This window comes from Arthrobacter sp. 05T420 (assembly GCF_056396305.1).
In genome coordinates, this window is the sequence record NZ_JBFTLG010000002.1 from 110,452 (window position 1) to 129,383 (window position 18,932).

The window sequence follows — 18,932 nt, forward strand, 5'->3', positions numbered from 1 at the left end:
GGCTGGCCGGGTCAGACGCCCGTCATCCGGATGGTCAGGGCCTCGTGCTCCACCGTGACTTTGAGGTGCTTGGCCTTACCGAGGGGGTCGCCGTCGAGCTGGAAGTCCTGCTCGTGGGCGAGCTCGATTTCCGCTGACTTTCCGGCGAAGTATTCCACCGACGTGTTCTTGGGGTTGGTCCGGCCGAAGACGCCGGCCAGCACGCCCAGCCAGCCGAGCCGGCCGACGGGGGCGAGGATAACGACGTCGAGGATGCCGTCGTCGACCTTGGCGTCGGGGAAGATCTCCACACCGCCCATGATCTTGCCGCAGTTTCCGACCATGACGCTGCGGATCCGGCGCCGCACGGCGTGCTGGCCGTCCATGCTGATTTTTGCCCTGATCGGCTTTCCCGGCAGGTGCCGGATGCCCGCCTCGACATAGGCGAGCCAGCCCACGCGGTCCTTGAGTTCGTCCACGGTGTTGGCCATGATGGCGGCGTCATAGCCGAGACCGGCCATGACCAGGAAGATGTGTTCCTTCTCGGCATGGTCCAGGGTGGCCTTGACCACGTCCACCTTGGTGTCCGCGCCACTGAGGACGTCATAGCTGGCGGCCACGGGGTCGGTGATGTCGATGCCGAGGTTGCGGGCCAGCAGGTTGCCGGTGCCCAGGGGCACCAGGCCCATCGGCGTTCCGGTGCCCGCGAGGACCTCCGCCACGCAGCGGACCGTTCCGTCCCCGCCCGCCGCGATCACGACGTCGACTCCGGCATCCAGTGCCTCGCGCGTCTGGCCAATCCCGGTGTCCTCCTTGGTGGTCTCCAGCCACAGCGGCTCGGCCCAGCCCTGGGTCTCGCACAGGCGGAAGAAGGAGGCACGGAAGCTTTTGCCGGGAGACTTCATGGGGTTGATAACCACGGCGGCGCGCCGGGAAGCTGCGCTGTCCGGGGCCTCCGGAGTCGCGGTGTTGTTCTCTGTCATGGCGTCCTTAGGGGCAATTGGGCCAGGTAGTACCCGAACTGAAATCCTAGCCGCAGTGCCTGCGTAACCTCCGCAGGGCCAGCCCAAATCGTGGACGTGCGCTCCGCCACCTCACTAGACTGGGCTTCGTGATGTTCCGGGGGCTGCACTCCGGACGCCGAAAGCGGGGGCAGATGACTGAACCAGAGAAGTATTCAGCAACGGCTGAATCATCCAGCATGGATCCCCACGACTGGGGCCGGGCGATGGCACTGGCGCTCACGCGGCTGGCCGAGCAAATCGCGCCCGATGACAGCGAGGACATCCATGCCCTGGTGGTGGGCAGGAACTTGCACCTGAAAATCAGTGATGAGCCCGGTGGCGTCACCATCACGGTTTCCACAGAGCCCATACCAGACACCGCACCCTGACGGCTCTCCTCCCAGACAGCCGGTCAGGACTATGTTTCACCGTCCCGAGGTCAGGTCCTCGGAGATGACTTCGGCCGTGGCCACCGTGGCCTCACGCACGGCTTTGAGGTAGGCCTCGGGGTCCGCCTGCGCGGACACCGCCTGGGCCTGCAGCGAGACGTTGATCGCCGCCACCACCTTGGGCCCGTCATGGACCGGCGCCGCAATGGACATCAGGCCCAGCTCCAGTTCCTGGTCCAGCAGGCACCAGCCCTGGGCTCGGACCGTGTCCAGCTCCGCCAGTAGGGCCGCCTGCGTACCGATGGCTCCCGGCGTGAGGGCCTGGATCGCGGCGGCCGCAAGGTAGTCCTCCAGCTTGGCCGGCGGGAGGGCCGCGAGCAACACCCTGCCCATGGACGTCGCGTAGGCGGGGAAACGGGTGCCCACCGTGATGCCGACCGTCATGATCCGCCGGGTGGACACGCGGGCGATGTAGGCGATGTCTGTGCCCTCGAGCACCGCGGCCGACGTCGACTCCCCCAGTTCGAGCGAGAGCTCTTCCAGGTGCGGCTGGGCCAGCTGCGGCAGGGACAGCCCGGACAGGTAGGCGTAGCCGAGCTGCAGCACTTTGGCGGTGAGGGCGAAGATCTTGCCGTCGGTGCGGACATAGCCCAATTCCGCGAGTGTGTGCAGGAACCGCCGGGCCGTGGCCCGGGTCAGCTCGGTCCGCGCCGCCACCTCGGTCAGCGTCATTTTGGGGTGATCCGTGTCGAACGCACGGATCACGGCGAGCCCGCGCGCCAGCGACTGCACGTACTGGTCGCTGGCCGCGGGCGCGCCGCCGCTCTTGGCTGGCTCAATCATTTCTCGCCTCTCGGTCCCGCATCACTTTAGCGGGGCACACGTCATCCGGCCGCAGGACTGTCAGCGTGGGTCCGCGGCCCGGAGCGGCACGGGGACCATGGCCTGAAGTTCCTCAAGCGTGCAGCCGAACGTCTCGCGCACCTGGACGCCGTCGGGTCCGGTCAGGAAGACGGCCTTGTCGGTGTAGACGCGGGTGACGCAGCCGATTCCGGTGAGCGGGTAAGTGCAGGCCTCGACGATCTTGGATGCGCCGTCGCGGGTCAGGAGCGTCATCATGACGAAGACGTCCTTGGCGCCTGTGGCGAGGTCCATGGCGCCGCCGACGGCGGGGATCGCGTCCGGCGCCCCGGTGTGCCAGTTGGCGAGGTCCCCCGTGGCCGAGACCTGGAAGGCGCCGAGGACGCAGATGTCCAGGTGCCCGCCGCGCATGATCGCGAAGGAATCCGCGTGGTGGAAGTAGGACGCCCCGGGAAGCTCGGTCACGGGGATTTTGCCGGCGTTGATGAGGTCGCCGTCGATCTGGTCCCCGGCGGCTTCCGGGCCCATGCCGAGCATGCCGTTCTCGGTGTGGAGCGTGATGTTCTGCCCCGGCTCGAGGTAGTTCGAGACCAGGGTGGGCTGGCCGATGCCGAGGTTCACGAAGGATCCGGGGGCGATGTCGCGGGCCACGAGGCGGGCGAGATCATCACGGCCCAGGGGTTTGTCGGAGGTCTGGATCGTCGTTTGGATGCTCATCTCAGGCCACACTTTCTGTGTTCACACGAACGACGCTGTTGACGTAGATTCCGGGGGTCACGATGACTTCCGGGTCCAGGCTGCCGGTGGGGACGATTCCGGACACCTGGACGATGGTGTGTTTCGCGGCGGCGGCCATGATGGGACCGAAGTTCCGGGCGGTCTTGCGGTAGACGAGATTGCCCCTGCCGTCTGCCGTGAGGGCCTTGATGAGGGCGACGTCGGCGTGGATGGCGGTCTCGAAGACCTGCCACTTGCCGTCCAGATAGCGGGTTTCCTTGCCCTCGGCGAGCATGGTGCCGTAGCCGGTGGGCGTGAAGAAGCCGCCGATCCCGGCACCGGCGGCACGGATCCGCTCGGCCAGGTTCCCCTGCGGGACGAGTTCGAGCTCGATCTCGCCGGCGCGGTACTTCTCATCAAAGTGCCAGGAGTCGGACTGCCGCGGGAAGGAGCAGATCATCTTCCGCACCCGGCCTTCCTTGATGAGCAGGGCCAGGCCCTGGTCGCCCTGGCCGGCGTTGTTGTTCACCACGGTCAGGTCGGTGGCGCCGCCGTCGAGCAGCGCGTCGATCAGTTCGAAGGGCTGCCCGGCGTTGCCGAAGCCGCCGATCATCACGGTGGAGCCGTCATTGATGCCGGCGACGGCCTCGCCGACGGTGTCAATAAAATTCAGCATGGCCTAGCCCTTAACTTCCGAAGTTACGTTCTCGAGCACGACGGCGAGGCCCTGGCCGACGCCGATGCAGATCGCGGCGACGCCCCAGCGCTCACCGGAGGCCTGCAGGGACCGGGCCAGGGTGCCGAGGATCCGCCCGCCGGAGGCGCCGAGCGGGTGGCCCATGGCGATCGCGCCGCCGTGCCGGTTCACGATGGAGGGGTCGATGCCCCAGGCGTTGATGCAGGCCAGGGACTGCGCGGCGAACGCCTCGTTCAGTTCGACGGCGCCCACCTGGTCCCAGCCGATGCCGGCCTTGGCGAGGGCCTTGTTCGCGGCCTCGACGGGGGCGTAGCCGAAGTACTGGGGGTCGTCGGCGTGCGCGCCGCGCCCGGCGATGCGGGCCAGCGGCTCCATACCCAGGATCCCGGCGGCGGCCTCGGACCCGAGCCAGGCGGCGGACGCGCCGTCGGAGAGCGGGGAGGCGTTCCCGGCGGTCACGGTGCCGTTCCCGGTCCGGAACACCGTTTTCAGCCCGGCGAGTTTCTCGGCCGAGGACCCGGCCCGGATGCCCTCGTCGCGGACCAGGTCGGTGCCGGGGACCGGGGCGACGAGGTTGTCGTAGAAGCCCTCGTCCCAGGCCGCGGCGGCAAGGTTGTGCGAGTTCGCGGAGAACTCGTCCTGCGCCTCCCGGCTCACGCCGTACTTCTCGGCCAGCCGTTCGGTGGCCTCGCCCAGGGAGATGGTCCAGTCCGTGGGCATGGCCTGGTTCACCAGCCGCCAGCCCAGCGTGGTGGAGGCCAGGGTCAGGTCCCCGGCCGGGTAGGTCTTCTCGGTCTTGGGCAGCACCCAGGGGGCGCGGGACATCGACTCGGTGCCGCCGATCAGCATGAGTTCCGCGTCGCCGGTATTGATCTGGCGGGAGGCGATGATCGCCGCGTCCAGGGAGGAGCCGCAGAGCCGGTTGACCGTGGTGCCGGGGACCGAGACCGGCAGCCCGGCCAGCAGGGTGCCCATCCGGGCGACGTTGCGGTTTTCCTCGCCGGCGCCGTTGGCGTTGCCGAAGACCACCTCGTCGATCCGCTCGACGTCCAGGGCCGGGGCGCGCTTGACGATCTCCCGGATCACGTGGGCGGCGAGGTCGTCCGGGCGGACGGCTGCGAGGCCGGAGCCGAACTTGCCGAACGGGGTCCGGACGGCGTCGTACACAAATGCCTGGTTCATAGCTGTTCCTCTAATTCCGTCTGAGATTCCCAACTAGGTAGCAGTTAAGGCCGTTATGACGGCTCAAAACGGCCCCTGCTGCTAGCTAGTTGGGCGGGGTGGCTGCGTCAATCGCGGTGTCGTCCATTCCTGTGTTGTCCATGGAATGGAACACTTGCTGGGCGGTCTTGAAGGCGGTGTTGGCGGAGGGGACCCCGCAGTAGATGGCGGACTGGAGCAGGATTTCCTTGATCTCGTCCCGGCTCAGGCCGTTGGTGATGGCGGCGCGGATGTGCATGGCCAGTTCTTCCCAGTGTCCGTGGGCCACCATGGCCGTAAGCGTGACGGCGGAGCGCATCTGGCGGCTGATCCCGGGCCGGGTCCAGATGCCGCCCCAGGCGATCCGGGTGATCATGTCCTGGAAGTCCTCGGTGAAGGAATCCGTGTTGGCGTTGGCGCGGTCCACGTGCGCGGCGCCGAGGACCTCGCGGCGGACTTTCATGCCGCCGTCGTAGATTTCCTGGCTGGTCGCGCCGGGCTGGACCACACCGTTGCGTTCGGGGCCGGTCATGCGTCCGCTCCCTGGGTCTCGGTCCAGGTGATGAGGCCCTTCAGCAGCTCGGCGACGTGGCCCGGCGCCTCGAACGGAGCCAGGTGGGCCACGCCCTCCAGGCTGACGGCCGTGGCCGTGCCGCCGCCGGCGGCGATGCCCGCGGCGACTTCCTCGGCCATCGACGGCGTTGCCACGGCGTCCAGGGCGCCGGCCACAACCTGGGTGGGGACGCGGATGGTGCCGAGCTGGTCCCGCACGTCGAAGCCGGCCAGGGCCTCGCAGCAGAAGGCGTAGCTGAGGCGGTCGGCGTCCCGGAGGGTGTGCAGGAGCCGGCTGCTGAGTTCGGGCTGGCTCTCCATGAATCCCGGGGCGAACCAGCGTTGCGCCGAGCCCTGGATCATCACCGGGGTTCCCTGGGTGCGCACGGTTTCGGCGCGCTCCAGCCAGCCCTCGGGAGTGCCGATCTTGGCGCCGGAGCACTGCACGGAGAGGCTCTTGAGCCGGTCGCCGTGCTTGATACCCAGCTGCAGGCCGGCGGCCCCGCCGAGGGACACCCCGGCGTAGTGGAAGCGCGCACCCGGGGCGATCGAATCGACCAGGCCGATCACGGCGTCCGCGAGGTCGTCGACCGTGAAGGTCTCCTGGGCCGCCGGCGAGACGCCGTGCCCGGGCAGGTCCCAGGCGACGACGTCGACGTCGTCCCCCAGCAGCGCGCCGGCCTGGCTCCACACGAGGGAGGATGTTCCGAGCGAGGGTCCGACGATGAGGAGGGGCTTCTCGCCCAGCGGGCGCTGGGGTGAGAGGAGGACTGCTTTGACTGTGGGTCTAGCCACGGGAGGCTCCATTCTGGAGGTGGGGGGCGCTGGTACGGTCAGCTTCAGGTGAGGCCGGGCCGGCGGCGTATTGCGGGTAGGCCGCGAGGATGCGGCGGGAGATGTCGAGTGCCTGGCCGAGGTAGTTGGCCGGGTTCAAAAGCTCCTCAAGCCGGGCGTCGGAGAGCAGATCGTTGGGGACGGCCGCGCGGAGCAGTGACCGGTAGGTGGCCGCCTGCTCCGCGGCCGGGGCCCGGAGTGTTGTGTCGACGACGGCCTGCAACCGCTGTTTCCCGGTCCGGCCTGGTCCCGTCCCGGCGCGGCGCCCGTCCAAGAGCGGAGGCCTGTCCAGAAGCGGCGCGACGGCAGCGTTGACGGCTTCGGAGAGCAGCAGCGGGCCGGCGAGGTCCAGGTTGCGGCGCATCGCCACCGGAAAGACCTCCAGCCCTTCAGCCAATTCGCGCAGCTGCGCAGCGGCGCCGAGGGCCAGGCGCAGCAGCTGGCGCAGGGCCGCCCATTCGCTCTGCCAGGCGCCGTCGGGGCGTTCGTCGTTGAAATTGGCGGCGGCGAGGTGCAGCTGTGCGGCCAGGGCCGGGGACTGCAGGGCGGCGCTGCGGATCAGCACGGACAGCACGGGGTTCTGCTTCTGCGGCATGGCGGAGGACACGCCCCGCCCGGCGGCGCGTGGCTCGGCGAGCTCGGCCACTTCCGGCCGGCTCAGGAACAGGACGTCGGCGGCCATCTTGCCGGCCGCGTCCGTCACGGCCGCCAGCGCGTCGCCGAGCGAGGTCACGGCCAGCCGGTTGGTGTGCCACGGGGCCGGCACGGTGGCGAGACCCAGGCGGGCGGCCAGCCGGTCGGCGAGGTCCAAGGGGGACAACACAGCACCATCGGTCAACACAGCGCCGGCGGCGAGGGTCCCGGCGGCGCCACCGGTCTGCACCGGCAGTTCGAGGGTTTCCAGCCGGCTGGCCGCGGCGGCGAGCCCGTTGAACCACTGCGCGGCCCGCAGCCCGAAGCTATAGGGCAGCGAGTGCTGGGTCAGGCTGCGGGCCACACAAAGCGTGGCCGCATGGGCCTCGGCGAGGCCGGCAAGAGCGGACGTTGCCGCCTTGAGCTCAGCGAGCAGTTCGCGCACTGCCCCGGCAGCGAGCACCATCAGGGCCGAGTCGAGCACGTCCTGGCTGGTCAGCGACGTGTGGACGGCCTGTACAGCGCCAAGTCCGGCGCCGTCCAGGTTCCTGACCTGTTCCCGGAGGTCGGCCAGCAGCGGGATGACGGGGTTGCCGCCGCCCTGGGCGCGGACGGCGATTGCCGCGACGTCGTACCGCTGTACGTCTGCGGCGGCGGACACTACCGCGGCGGACCCGGCCGGGGCGAGGCCCGCCTCGTCCAGGACCGCCGCCCAAGCGGCCTCCACCTTGAGGATGGCGGCGAGCACCGCACGGTCCCCGGTCAGCGCCGCCACCAGCGGCGACGACGACACGGGACTCAGCAGGCCAAAGTCGCCGTCCAGGCCAGAGTCAGCGTGCAGGCCAGAGTCAGCGTGCAGGCCGTCGTCGGCTTCGAAGGACGTCACGTCGAGGGACCCTCGGCGTCGCTGAAATCCAGGAACACGGTCTCGCCCTCGCCCTGCAGGCGGATGTCCCAGCTCAGGCCGCCGTCGGGATCCCGGCGCGCGATCAGGGTCCGGCGCCGTTCCGGGTCCAGCGAGCTGAGCAGCCGGTCCTGGGACAGTGCCGCCTCGTCCTCCGGCAGGTAGACCCGGGTGAACAGGCGGTTCATGAGGCCGCGGGCGAACACGGCCACCGCGATGAACGGCGCGGCCCCGGGTTCGGTGGGTCCCGGGTTAACGGTGGTGAACGTGAACGTGCCGGTGTTCCCCACGGCAGTGCGGCCAAAGCCCGTAAAGGTGTAACCGTCACGGACCAGGGAGCCCGCCCGGTGCGGGACGTTGCCGTCCGCGTCCGCCTGCCAGATTTCCAGGATTGCGTCCGGGATCGGGTGGCCCGCGCCGTCATACACGGTGCCCTGAAGCCGGATGGATCCCGGGGAACCGGGGGGCAGGAGCTCGCGGTCCTTGGCGTAGGGCAGGGCGTAGCCGAAGAACGGTCCGACTGTCTGGCCCGGTGTCGGGGTGAGTTTACTCATGGTGGTCGCCTTCCGCTCCGAGGGCCTCGTTTTCGGTCCAGGTCCGCTTGGACCCGGTGAGGACGATGTCCCAGTTGTAGGCCATGGCCCATTCGGGTTTGGTCTGCTCGTGGTTGTAGGTGGCCACCAGCCGGTCGCGGGCGTCCTGGTCCACGATCGACTGGTAGATCGGGTCCAGGGGGAACAGCTGGTCGCCCGGGAAGTACATCTGGGTGATGATCCGCTGGGTGAATTCGGAGCCGAACACGGAGAAATGGATGTGGGCCGGCCGCCAGGCGTTGAGGTGGTTCTTCCACGGGTAGGCGCCGGGCTTGATAGTGGTGAAGCTGTAGGTGCCGTCCGTGCCCGTGATGCAGCGGCCGACGCCGGTGAAGTTGGGGTCGATCGGCGCCGGGTGCTGGTCACGCTTGTGGATGTAGCGGCCGGCGGAGTTGGCCTGCCAGATTTCGACGAGCTGCCCGGCGACGGCGCGTCCGTCGCCGTCGATCACGCGGCCGGAGACGAGGATGCGTTCGCCCAGCGGCTCGCCGTGGTGCGCGATGGTGAGGTCCGACTCGAGCGCGTGGACGTCCATGTGCCCGAACGCCGGCGAATACAGTTCAATGGTTTCCGGGTCCGCGTGGTGCAGGCTCTTCGTGGGGTGGCGCAGGACGCTGCTGCGGTACGGCGCGTAATCCAGCCGCGGCTGGATCTCGGCCGGGGCTCCGTCCTCGAGGGCCCGGGCGTAGGCCTCGCCGATCGCCCTCATCTCGGCACTGAGGTCGGCCTGGGTCTCAGCGGCGGCATCCCCGGCAGGGACAGCACTGGCATGTAGCTTGGGTGCGGCCTCCGTGGTCTGGTTGGCCAGGTCCTCGGTGATCGGGTCGGCATTGAATATCTCGAGGTTGATTTCTTCAGGCACAGCAGCCTCCTTTCGATGGTGTGATTGTTGTTCGGGCAGTGATCAGGAACGGCGGGCCAGCTGGTGCAGGTGGTCGTACTGGACGGCGTGCCGCACGGGCGCGTTTGGAGCGCCGTAGCCGTCGTAGGAGCCGCGGCGTTCCACCATTTCGAAAAACACGCTGCCCACCGTGGCCGTGTAGAAATGCAGGAATTCGCCGTCGGCATCACGGTCGTAGAGCAGATTGAGCTCGCGGAGCGTGGCCAGGAAATCAGGTTCCAGCGCGAACCGGGCATCGAGGTCCTCGTAGTAATTCGCCGGGATCTGCAGGAAATCCAGGCCGCGGTCCCGGGCGGCCCGGGCCGTCGCCACCAGGTCATCCACCGCGAACGCGATGTGTTCCTGGTAGCCGGGGCGGGGGCCGGTTGTCCCTGCGACGCCAGCGGCGCCTGGGGCGCTCCCTTCCTGCTGGATCAGCGGGGCCAGGTTCAGCACCAGGCGGACGCCGCGGTCCTGCGTGAGCATCACCTGGGACCGGACCAGCCCGGTGGGGCTGGCCACCTCGGCGAACGGCTGCGGTTCCAGCGCCAGGGCGCTGGTGTAGAAGAGCACGGCCTCATCGAAGTGCTGCCACGGCTGGGCGAGATTGACGTGGTCGATCACGGCGCCCGGGTTCCCGACCTGTTCCGCCGCGGGTTGGTCCAGGCCGTCGCCGAATTCCCGGGTCCACGCGGCGGTGCCGTCCGGGTTTCCCTGGCACAGGAAGATTTCGGTGGAGTCCGGGGCGGCGAAGCCCTGGAAGATCTCCTCATTGGCCTGGCTCTTGCGCGGCACGGCCGGGGCCTTGAGCTGCTGGGCGCGGGCGGCCGCGATCACCGGGGAGTCGACGTCGAAGCCAACGGCAGAAATGGCAGCGGAAATAGCGGGGGCCGCCGTCGGCTGGCCGCCGGCGGGCGGCTCTTCGTTGATGATCACGCGGGCATGGCCCATGGTCCACAATTGCACGTCCTTGGTCCGATGCCGCCCGTTGAACGCAAACCCCAGCTGGCCGAGCAGGGTTTCCAGGCCTGCGGTGTCCCCTGCGCGGACTTCGGCGAAGTTGAAGCCTGCGGGCTCGGCCACCCGGGGAAGCGTGGCGAGCTCCATGGGGTAGCGGCGCCGGGAGGTGGCGCCGGGCGCCTGGCCTGTCACACCGCCTGCTGTCACACCACCTGCGGCGGGGGCCTGGTTTGCCTCCAGCCAGGCGGCGCTTTGCTCTTCGAGCCAAATCAGCGACCGCATGGCGTCGACGGCGGTACGTTCGACGTCGGACTGGCGGAAGACGTCGTTGAACACCTCCAGCGACACCGGCCCGGTGTAGCCGGCGCGGACCACGTGGCCCATGAACTTGGCGAGCTCGAACTGGCCCTCGCCCGGGAACACCCGGTAGTGCCGGCTCCAGGACAGCACGTCCATGGACAGCTTGGGGGCATCGGCGACCTGCACGAAGAAGATCTTCTCCGGGTTGAAGGCCTCGATCGGCGCGGTGTCCCAGTCCCGGGAGAGGATGTGGAAGGAGTCCAGGCAGGTGCCCAGGTTGGGGTGGTCCACCGTCTCGACCAGCCGGTGGGCGTGCTCGTAGTCGTTGACGTACTTGCCCCAGGCAAGGGCCTCATAGGCGACCTTGACGCCGTGTTCGCCCGCGAGGTCCGCGAGCCGGGCGAGCTGGGTGGCGCGGAGCTCGTCATCGTCGATCGTGGCCGTGCCGACGTTGGAGCAGAGCAGCATGGTGTCCATGCCCAGGCGGGACATGAGCCGGAATTTGGCGTCCGCGCGGCGCAGGTTGGCGGCCAGCAAGTCCTCCGGGACGCTGTCGAAGTCGCGGAACGGCTGGTAGAGGTCCAGGGTGAGCCCGAGGTCTGCGGCCAGTTTCCGGACGTCCTCCGGGCTCAGCGGGGAGGTCACGAGGTCCTGTTCGAAGATCTCGATCCCGTCGAAGCCGGCCACAGCGCAGGCCTGCATTTTTTCCCGCAGGGTGCCGGCGAGGCAGACGGTGGCGATTCCGGTGCGCATCAGGCGGACACTTCTTCCGCGGCGACCAGTTCCAGGAAGTGGGAGCGCATCCGGTCGGCGTCGGCCGGGCGCCCCGTGAAGATCCGGAACGCGTCCGCCGCCTGGCCCACGGCCATCCGGCCGCCGTCGAGCACCTTGCAGCCCTTGGCGCGCGCCTCGCGGACCAGCTCGGTTTCGATCGGCCGGTACACGATGTCGGCCACCCAGTGCCGGGACTCCACGAGGGACATGTCCAGCGGAACGCCCGGGTGGGCGGCCATGCCCACGGGGGTGCAGTGCACCAGACCGTCGGCCTGCGGCATGAGCTGCGGGAGCTCCGCCGTCGTCCGGGCAGTGACGGTCCGGTCCGGGAAGAATCCGGCGAGTTCGGCCGCCCTGGCGGCGCAGCGCGCCGCGTCGGTGTCCACGAGGTCCAGCTCGCGGACTCCCGCGGTGAGCAAGGCGTAGGCGACGGCGGAACCGGCGCCGCCGGCACCGAGCTGCACCACGCGGTCCAGGGTGGCCCCGGGGAGCCCGGAGGCCAGCGCCGCCGCGAAGCCGGAAAAGTCGGTGTTGTAGCCGATGAAGCGGCCCCCGCGGATGACCACGGTGTTGACGGCGCCCAGGCGCCGGGCGTCGGCGGAGACCTCGTCGAGGTAGTCGAGCACCAGCTGCTTGCAGGGGTGCGTGATGTTCAATCCGTTGAACCCCAGGCTCCGGGCGCCGGCGAGCAGCTCCCCCACGGCCTGGCCGGGCAGGCCGAGTTCGGTGAGGTCGATGGGGCGGTAGAGGTACCGGAGGCCCTGCACGTCGCCCTCGCGTTCGTGCATATAGGGCGTCAGGGAGGGCATGACGCCGTCTCCCACGAGGCCTACGAGGAAGGACTCTGCTCGATTGCTCATCCGGTTAGCTCCTTTGACAACTGCACTCGGCGGGCGGTGACGCTTGCGGCGTCCGCGGCGGGCCGGGTGATGGGGATTACATTACAGACTTTGTTCACATGTTGCACTATTGTTCGAATGACGAACTTCTTATTACGAAACCCCTTGCTGCGCCGGCGGGCTCGCCTCCGCCGCTGAAGCGGTCCGGCCGTTACCGCTGCGGCGGCCTGTCCGTTACCGCTGGGGCAGCCTGGCCGACAACTCCGCCGCCGCCGCCTGCAGCAACGGCACCAGGGCCACCAGCGCTTCCATGCTCAGGCGGAACACCGGGACCGCCGTCGCCAGCGAGGCGAAGGCGTGACCCTGGGCATTGAAGACCGGGACCGCGACGGCGCGCATGCCGAGCTCGTTTTCCTCGTCCATGGTGGCGTAGCCCTGGCGCCGGACCTGTTCGACTTCCGCCCGGAAAGCGTCGCGGTCCGTGATGGAGAGCGCCGTGAGTGGCTCCAGGGGCAGCTCGTCGACGAGCTGGGCCCGGGCGGCGTCATCGGCGAACGCCACCAGCGCCTTGCCCACCGAGGTGGTGTGCAGTGCCCCGAGGTGGCCGGGATCGCTGGTAACCCGGAAGGTCTGCGGGCCGTCCACCTTGTTCACCGTCAGGTGGTGGATGCCGTCCCGTACGGAGAGGATGGTCGCTTCGCCCGTCTCCTCGGTGACTCGCCGCAGGATGGGCAGGGCCGTGCCTGCGAACCCGTGGTGGTTGGAGACGCGCTGGCCGAGCTGGAAGACCCGCAGCCCCAGGTGGTAGCGGCGGCCGTCCGGCTCGTAGTCGACAAATCCGTCCCGCGTCAGGGAGCCGAGCAGGCGGTAGGTGGTGCTGAACGGCAGCTCGGCCCGCCGGGAGATTTCCGCGGCACTGGCGCCGCGCGGCTCATCCCCCAGGAGGACCAGCAGGCCCAGCGCCTTGCCCACCATGTCCGTCCTCGAGCCCTCCCTGGCGGCCCTAGCGGGCTTCGAGGGAGCTTCTAACGGTAGGCCGGAAACAGCGGGTACATCTGTGTCTTGATTCACACTCATGTATTCATGCTCCCACATAGTGAGAGCTATATCTAGATGGTGATTATTTCTCTTGACAAGTGACTGCGCTCACAGTCATGCTTGCTACATCGCACAAGTAGCTTCCACCATGTGGCTACTAGTTCGGGTCTTTCCACGGACTTCCGGTTGCACCACACTTGAACAAACGGCAGCCGAGACCTTCCTGATCCATCCGCGACAACGTCGTCACACCAAAGGAACACCATGAGCCACACTGTCCCGTCCACGACGCCGGGTATCACCACAGGAGGGACGCCGAAGAAGGCCGCCCTCGCCAGCTTCCTGGGCAGCGCCGTCGAATACTACGACTTCTTCATCTTCGGCTCCGCGGCGGCGCTGATCTTCCCGCACGTCTTCTTCCCGGACGCGGACACCAACGCGGCCATCATGTCGTTCGCGACCTTCGGTTTCGCCTACGTGGCCCGTCCGGTCGGCGCGGTCATCCTCGGCCACTTCGGCGACAGGGTGGGCCGCCGGAAGGTCCTCATGTTCACGCTGCTGCTGATGGGTGCCTCCACCTTCGTCATCGGCTGCCTTCCGGACTTCAAAACGGTCGGCTGGTGGGCTCCGGCGCTGCTGGTGCTGGCACGGCTCTGCCAAGGCCTGTCCGCAGCCGGCGAGCAGGCGGGCGCGTCCTCGATGACGCTCGAGCACGCCCCGGACAACCGCCGTTCCTTCTTCACCTCGTGGACCCTGACCGGCACCCAGGGCGGCCAGATCCTCGCCGCCCTCGTCTTCATCCCCGTCCTGGCCCTGCCCGATGAGATCAAGTACTCCATCGGCTGGCGCATCCCGTTCTGGCTCAGCGCCGTGGTTGTGCTGATCGCGTTCTTCATCCGCCGCACCCTCCATGAGCCCCCGGCGTTCGAGGAAGCGAAGAAGACCGCGCAGATCTCCAAGCTCCCGGTTGCCGACCTCCTCAAGGACCACTGGCGCGATGTCCTCCGCGTCATCGCCTGCGCCTTCATCGCCGCCGTGTCCACCGTCTTCGGCACCCTGGCCATCAGCTACGCCAAAAACGTCGCCGGCGTGGACGGCACCACCACCCTCTGGCTCGTGGTGGGCGCCAACTTCATGGCCTTGGGCACGCAGCCGCTCTTCGGCATGCTCGCGGACAAGATCGGGCGCAAACCGGTCTTCATCTACGGCGCACTGTCCAGCGCGGTCCTGACGCCGGTGTTCCTGCTGAGCCTCGAATCCGGCAGTGTCCCTCTGATGTTCCTCGCGGCAATCGGGTTCTTCTCCTTCGGCTACGCTGCAGCCAACGCCGTCTGGCCCTCCTTCTACGCCGAGATGTTCAGCACGAACGTCCGCTTTTCCGGCCTCGCGATCGGCACCCAGTTGGGCTTCCTGATGGCCGGGTTCGCTCCGGCGATCGTCGCGGCCATGGGCGGCATCCAGGCCGGCGGTTGGGTCCAGATCAGCATCTTCACCGGCATCATCTGCCTGATCGCCACCGTCGCGGCACTGACGGCCAAGGAAACCTTCCGCGTCCCCACCCGGGAACTCGGCCAGCACTAGGCCGGGCGCTGCGTTCCCGCCCACTTGCCGACCCGACTGCCCGGCGTGTCCACAGGACACGCCGGGCTTTTCGGTGTGTCGGGGCACGGCCTGAAAAGCAACCGGGAAGGAGCGCGGAGGAGACCGGCCGCCACTAGCTGTTGCCGGCGCCCAGCACCTCGGCGAGATCGAACTTCACCGGCTCCTCCAGCTGGTCGTAGGTGCAGGAGCGCGGATCCCGGTCCGGACGCCAGCGCACGAACTGGGTGGTGTGGCGGAAACGTGCGCCCTCCATGTGGTCGTATTTCACTTCCACCACCCGCTCGGGCCGCAGCGGGGTGAAGGACAGGTCCTTGCCGCCGCTCCACCGGCTTCCCTCGGCATTCCGCGGCGTCCGCGCCCCGTCCTCCTGCCGGGCCCAGGCCCAGGGGTGGTCCTCGAAACCGGTGACCAGCTCCTGCAGCTCGGCAAACAGCTCCATGCGCCGCGTCATCGGGAAGGCACCCACGACGCCGACATTCGCCAGCACCCCGGCGTCGTCGTAGAGTCCCAGGAGCAGCGAGCCGATCCTGTCCGGACCGGAGGTGTGCACGCGGTATCCGGCGAGCACACAGTCCGCCGTCCGTTCGTGCTTGACCTTGACCATCGCGCGCTTGTCGGGCTGGTAGGTGCCCTCCAGCGTCTTTGCCACGATGCCGTCCAGTCCGGCGCCCTCGAACTGCCGGAACCAGCGTTGCGCGGTGTCCCGGTCGGCGGTCGCGGCAGTCAGGTGGACCGGAGCCGCGCTGGCTGCGAGTGCGCGTTCGAGCTCCCGCCGGCGCTCGGCGAAGGGTTTGCCGGTGAGGTCCTCGTCGCCCAGGGCCAGCAGGTCGAAGGCCACGAAACGCGCCGGGGTTTGGGCCGCGAGCAGCTTCACCCGGCTGGCGGCCGGATGGATGCGCTGCTGGAGCGCATCGAAGTCGAGCCGGTCCCCGGAGGCCGCCACCAGGATGATCTCACCGTCCACCACGCAGCGTTCCGGCAGCCCGGTCTTCAGCGCCTCGACGAGCTCGGGGAAGTAGCGCGTCATCGGCTTGCCGTTCCGGCTGCCGATCTCCACCTCGTCGCCGTCACGGAAAATGATGGAGCGGAATCCGTCCCACTTCGGTTCAAAGAGCCAGCCCTTTCCGGTGTCCGGCACCGGCAGGGCGGGGAGTGATTTGGCCAGCATGGGCGCAATGGGAGGCATCAACGGCAGTCGCATAGCGCCCATTCTTGCGCCGCGGACCGGGCACCGCCACCCCCGCGCAGTGGTTGCTCGACGAGGGTTTCCTCAACAGGGGTTTCCTCGACACGGCCCCGCCCCCACGGTAGACATGGGTGATGGCTTCCATCGGGTTCCACGCCTCGCATGAACAGATCAGCCCCGGCCGCCTCCTCAAGGACGTGAAGCTGGCCGAGCAGGCCGGCTTCGATGCCGCCATGTGTTCGGACCACATTGAGCCGTGGTCCGCCCGGCAGGGCCACTCCGGGTTCGCCTGGTCCTGGCTCGGGGCCGCGCTGGCCACCACCGGCCTGCGCTTCGGGGTGGTGACGGCGCCCGGCCAGCGCTACCACCCGGCGATCATCGCCCACGCCTCGGCCACCCTGGCGGACATGTTCCCCGGCCGCTTCTGGATGGCCCCGGGCAGCGGCGAGTACATGAACGAGCACGTCACCGGCGAGGCCTGGCCGCCCAAGGAAACGCGGCAGCGCCGGCTGGAAGAGTGCGTTGACATCATCCGCCGGCTGCACGCCGGCGACCTGGTCACACACCAAGGGCTCGTCACAGTGGAGCAAGCCCGGATCTGGGACGTTCCGGAGACCAAACCCCCGCTCATTGCCCCGGCCGTGAGCGTGAAAACAGCGCGCCGGGCGGCGGCCTGGGCGGACGGACTGGTCACCGTGAACCAGCCGCCAGAAAAGCTGAAGGACATGCTGGCGGCCTACCGGGACGCCGGTGGCCGCGGGATCGCCGCCCTCCAGGTCCACCTGTCCTGGGCGCCGACAGAGGCCGAGGCCGTCGCGATCGCCGTGGACCAGTGGCGCACCAATGTCTTTGCACCGCCGATTCCCTGGGACCTGCCCACGGCGGCCCATTTCGACGGCGTCAGCGCCGGTGTCCAGGAGGACCAGGTCCGGGCGGCCGTCAACATCTCCGCCGATCCCGGTCAGCACGCCCACTGGCTCGCCTCCTACCTTGACCTTGGCTTCGATGAGCTGTACCTGCACTTCGTCGGCCAGGAGCAGGCGCCGTATATCGACGTCTTCGCCGAACACGTCCTCCCCCAGCTCCGGCCAGCTGGATCGACCCTGACCGGAACGGACCGTGCGCTGTGAGAATCGCCGAAACCTCTGACCTCTGGTGGAAAAACGCGGTGATCTACTGCCTGGACCCGGAGACATTCTTCGACGGCGACGGCGACGGCACCGGGGACTTCGGCGGGCTGATCCAGCGCGTGGACTATCTTGCCGCGCTCGGAATCACCTGCATCTGGCTCATGCCCTTCTACCCCTCTCCGGACCGGGACGACGGTTACGATGTCACCGACATGTACGGCGTGGACCCCCGGCTCGGGAGCCCGGGGGACCTGGTGGAATTCATCCGCACCGCCAACGACCGCGGCATCCGGGTGATCGCAGACTTCGTCATCAACCACACCTCCGACCGGCACCCGTGGTTCGTCCAGGCCCGCAAATCCGTGGACAACCCCTACCGCGACTACTACGTCTGGCGGAAGGACACGCCGCCGGACACCTCGGACCAGGTGGTGTTTCCCGGCGAGGAGACGTCCATCTGGACCCAGGACAAGGCGACCGGTGAGTGGTATCTGCACATGTTCTCCAAACACCAGCCGGACCTGAACGTGATGAATCCCAAGGTGCGGGACGAGATCGCGAAGTCGATGGGATTCTGGCTTCAGCTGGGCCTGGACGGCTTCCGGCTGGACGCGGTGCCCTTCTTCCTGGAGTTGCTCGGCGAGCCCAAGGATGAAGCCGCGAAAATCGATCCGCACCAGTACCTGAGCGCCCTGCGCAGCTTCCTCAACCGCCGCCACGGCAGTGCCGTGCTGCTGGGCGAGGTCAACCTCCCGTACAAAGAGCAGCTGAAGTACTTCGGCGGCCCGGCCGGCAACGAGCTGAACATGCAGTTTGATTTCCTCTCGATGCAGAACATGTACCTGTCACTGGCCCGGCAGGACGCCCGGCCGCTGGCCCGGACGCTCAGCAGCCGTCCGAAGATCAACCCGGACAACCAATGGGCCATGTTCGTCCGGAACCACGACGAACTCACGCTGGACAAACTCAGCGATGCCGAACGCGCGGAAGTCTTCGCGGCCTTCGGCCCGGATCCCGACATGCAGATGTACGGCCGGGGACTGCGGCGGCGGCTGCCCACCATGCTCGACGGCGACCCGGCCAGGATCCGGATGGTCTACTCCCTGATGTTCTCGCTGCCGGGCACCCCCGTACTTTTCTACGGCGAAGAGATCGGGATGGGCGAGGACCTGCGGACGAAGGGCCGCTCGGCCGTCCGCTCCCCCATGCAGTGGGACGACACCGGGAACGGCGGCTTCTCGACCGCCCCGGCCGGGGACCTCGTGGCCCAGCCCGTGGACGGACCCTTCGGCCCGGCGCACATCAACGCCGCGGCCGCGAAACGGGATCCGGACTCGCTGTGGAACTTCGTCGCGACGCTGATCCAGCGTTACCGGGAATGCCCCGAACTCGGCTGGGGCAGGTTCGAGCTCATCAAACAGGCCTCGCCGGCAGTGCTGCTGCACCGGTGCACCTGGGACGGCTCCATGGTGATTGTCGCGCACAACTTCGGCGCCGAGCCGGCGTTCGTTACGGCCACGGTGCCGGCGGAATCGCCGGGGGAGCTCGGGGAAGGCGAGGAAGGCGGGCCGGAGGCTCCGGACGGAACGGGCGGTGCCGGGCCTTCGTACGCCGGTGCCGTGCTCCGGGACCTGCTCGGCCGCGAGGACATCCCGCTCTCCGACGACGGATCTTTCGAACTCCCGCTGGACCGCTACGGGTACCGCTGGTTCAGGATCCAGCACCCGGGGGAACGCCAGCTCCCCTGAGGTTTCCAGCCTGCATTGGCGGCCGCCGACCTACCGGGAACCGGCATGAAGGAGGCCGGTAACCGCGGCGCCGTCGAAAACTAACGGTCCCCTTACCGTGCTGAAACGCGGA

At 68.5% G+C, this 18,932-nt stretch carries 18 protein-coding genes; 4 read left to right on the top strand and 14 right to left on the bottom strand.

Going from position 1 to position 18,932, the window contains the following annotated elements; translation table 11 throughout:
• Positions 1-11 precede the first annotated feature (11 nt).
• On the bottom strand, positions 12-962 hold the full coding sequence (locus AC1DEM_RS02815; protein ID WP_476883014.1) for a diacylglycerol/lipid kinase family protein: 951 nt from the start codon (positions 960-962) through the stop codon (positions 12-14).
• Positions 963-1,135: 173 nt separating this feature from the next.
• Here AC1DEM_RS02815 and AC1DEM_RS02820 point away from each other — a divergent pair, with 173 nt between their 5' ends.
• A complete protein-coding gene (locus tag AC1DEM_RS02820) occupies positions 1,136-1,372 on the top strand; it encodes a hypothetical protein (protein WP_476883015.1) in 237 nt (78 codons plus the stop codon).
• Positions 1,373-1,408: 36 nt separating this feature from the next.
• Here AC1DEM_RS02820 and AC1DEM_RS02825 read toward each other — a convergent pair whose 3' ends face one another.
• From AC1DEM_RS02825 to AC1DEM_RS02880, 12 genes are all read right to left on the bottom strand, one after another.
• Positions 1,409-2,215, bottom strand: a complete 807-nt coding sequence (locus tag AC1DEM_RS02825) for an IclR family transcriptional regulator domain-containing protein (protein ID WP_476883016.1) — start codon at positions 2,213-2,215, stop codon at positions 1,409-1,411.
• 60 nt (positions 2,216-2,275) lie between these two features.
• Positions 2,276-2,950 carry a 3-oxoacid CoA-transferase subunit B gene (locus tag AC1DEM_RS02830; protein ID WP_476883017.1) on the bottom strand — a complete coding sequence of 225 codons (675 nt, stop codon included), beginning with the start codon at positions 2,948-2,950 and terminating at the stop codon, positions 2,276-2,278.
• Position 2,951: 1 nt separating this feature from the next.
• Positions 2,952-3,626 (bottom strand): 3-oxoacid CoA-transferase subunit A, encoded by a 675-nt coding sequence (locus tag AC1DEM_RS02835; protein ID WP_476883018.1) that lies wholly within the window; start codon positions 3,624-3,626, stop codon positions 2,952-2,954.
• A gap of 3 nt (positions 3,627-3,629) precedes the next feature.
• Complete coding sequence (locus AC1DEM_RS02840) at positions 3,630-4,829, bottom strand: thiolase family protein (protein WP_476883019.1); 1,200 nt, start codon at positions 4,827-4,829, stop codon at positions 3,630-3,632.
• A gap of 85 nt (positions 4,830-4,914) precedes the next feature.
• Positions 4,915-5,379, bottom strand: a complete 465-nt coding sequence (gene pcaC, locus AC1DEM_RS02845) for a 4-carboxymuconolactone decarboxylase (RefSeq protein WP_476883020.1) — start codon at positions 5,377-5,379, stop codon at positions 4,915-4,917.
• A complete protein-coding gene (locus tag AC1DEM_RS02850; RefSeq protein ID WP_476883021.1) occupies positions 5,376-6,194 on the bottom strand; it encodes an alpha/beta fold hydrolase in 819 nt (272 codons plus the stop codon). The genes pcaC and AC1DEM_RS02850 overlap by 4 nt, the downstream gene beginning before the upstream one ends.
• Positions 6,187-7,707 carry a lyase family protein gene (locus AC1DEM_RS02855; protein WP_476883234.1) on the bottom strand — a complete coding sequence of 507 codons (1,521 nt, stop codon included), beginning with the start codon at positions 7,705-7,707 and terminating at the stop codon, positions 6,187-6,189. Before AC1DEM_RS02855 ends, AC1DEM_RS02850 begins: the two co-directional genes overlap by 8 nt.
• Before the next feature lie 41 nt (positions 7,708-7,748).
• Entirely contained in the window at positions 7,749-8,324 is a 576-nt protein-coding gene (gene pcaG, locus AC1DEM_RS02860) for a protocatechuate 3,4-dioxygenase subunit alpha (RefSeq protein ID WP_476883022.1), read from the bottom strand.
• Positions 8,317-9,225 carry a protocatechuate 3,4-dioxygenase subunit beta gene (pcaH, locus tag AC1DEM_RS02865; protein WP_476883023.1) on the bottom strand — a complete coding sequence of 303 codons (909 nt, stop codon included), beginning with the start codon at positions 9,223-9,225 and terminating at the stop codon, positions 8,317-8,319. Before pcaH ends, pcaG begins: the two co-directional genes overlap by 8 nt.
• 42 nt (positions 9,226-9,267) lie before the next feature.
• Complete coding sequence (locus tag AC1DEM_RS02870) at positions 9,268-11,256, bottom strand: bifunctional sugar phosphate isomerase/epimerase/4-hydroxyphenylpyruvate dioxygenase family protein (RefSeq protein ID WP_476883024.1); 1,989 nt, start codon at positions 11,254-11,256, stop codon at positions 9,268-9,270.
• A complete protein-coding gene (locus AC1DEM_RS02875) occupies positions 11,256-12,137 on the bottom strand; it encodes a shikimate dehydrogenase (RefSeq protein ID WP_476883025.1) in 882 nt (293 codons plus the stop codon). Before AC1DEM_RS02875 ends, AC1DEM_RS02870 begins: the two co-directional genes overlap by 1 nt.
• A 213-nt stretch (positions 12,138-12,350) precedes the next feature.
• On the bottom strand, positions 12,351-13,193 hold the full coding sequence (locus AC1DEM_RS02880) for an IclR family transcriptional regulator (RefSeq protein WP_476883026.1): 843 nt from the start codon (positions 13,191-13,193) through the stop codon (positions 12,351-12,353).
• A gap of 225 nt (positions 13,194-13,418) precedes the next feature.
• Between AC1DEM_RS02880 and AC1DEM_RS02885 the strand changes: the two genes are divergently transcribed.
• Positions 13,419-14,735 (top strand): MFS transporter, encoded by a 1,317-nt coding sequence (locus tag AC1DEM_RS02885; protein WP_476883027.1) that lies wholly within the window; start codon positions 13,419-13,421, stop codon positions 14,733-14,735.
• Between the two features lie 133 nt (positions 14,736-14,868).
• On the opposite strand, the gene AC1DEM_RS02890 is transcribed toward AC1DEM_RS02885, so the two are convergent.
• A complete protein-coding gene (locus tag AC1DEM_RS02890; protein WP_476883028.1) occupies positions 14,869-15,957 on the bottom strand; it encodes an ATP-dependent DNA ligase in 1,089 nt (362 codons plus the stop codon).
• Between the two features lie 119 nt (positions 15,958-16,076).
• Here AC1DEM_RS02890 and AC1DEM_RS02895 point away from each other — a divergent pair, with 119 nt between their 5' ends.
• Together AC1DEM_RS02895 and AC1DEM_RS02900 are read left to right on the top strand one after the other, a co-directional pair.
• A complete protein-coding gene (locus AC1DEM_RS02895) occupies positions 16,077-17,072 on the top strand; it encodes a TIGR03885 family FMN-dependent LLM class oxidoreductase (RefSeq protein ID WP_476883029.1) in 996 nt (331 codons plus the stop codon).
• A complete protein-coding gene (locus tag AC1DEM_RS02900; RefSeq protein WP_476883030.1) occupies positions 17,069-18,820 on the top strand; it encodes an alpha-amylase family protein in 1,752 nt (583 codons plus the stop codon). Before AC1DEM_RS02895 ends, AC1DEM_RS02900 begins: the two co-directional genes overlap by 4 nt.
• Positions 18,821-18,932: the final 112 nt, after the last annotated feature.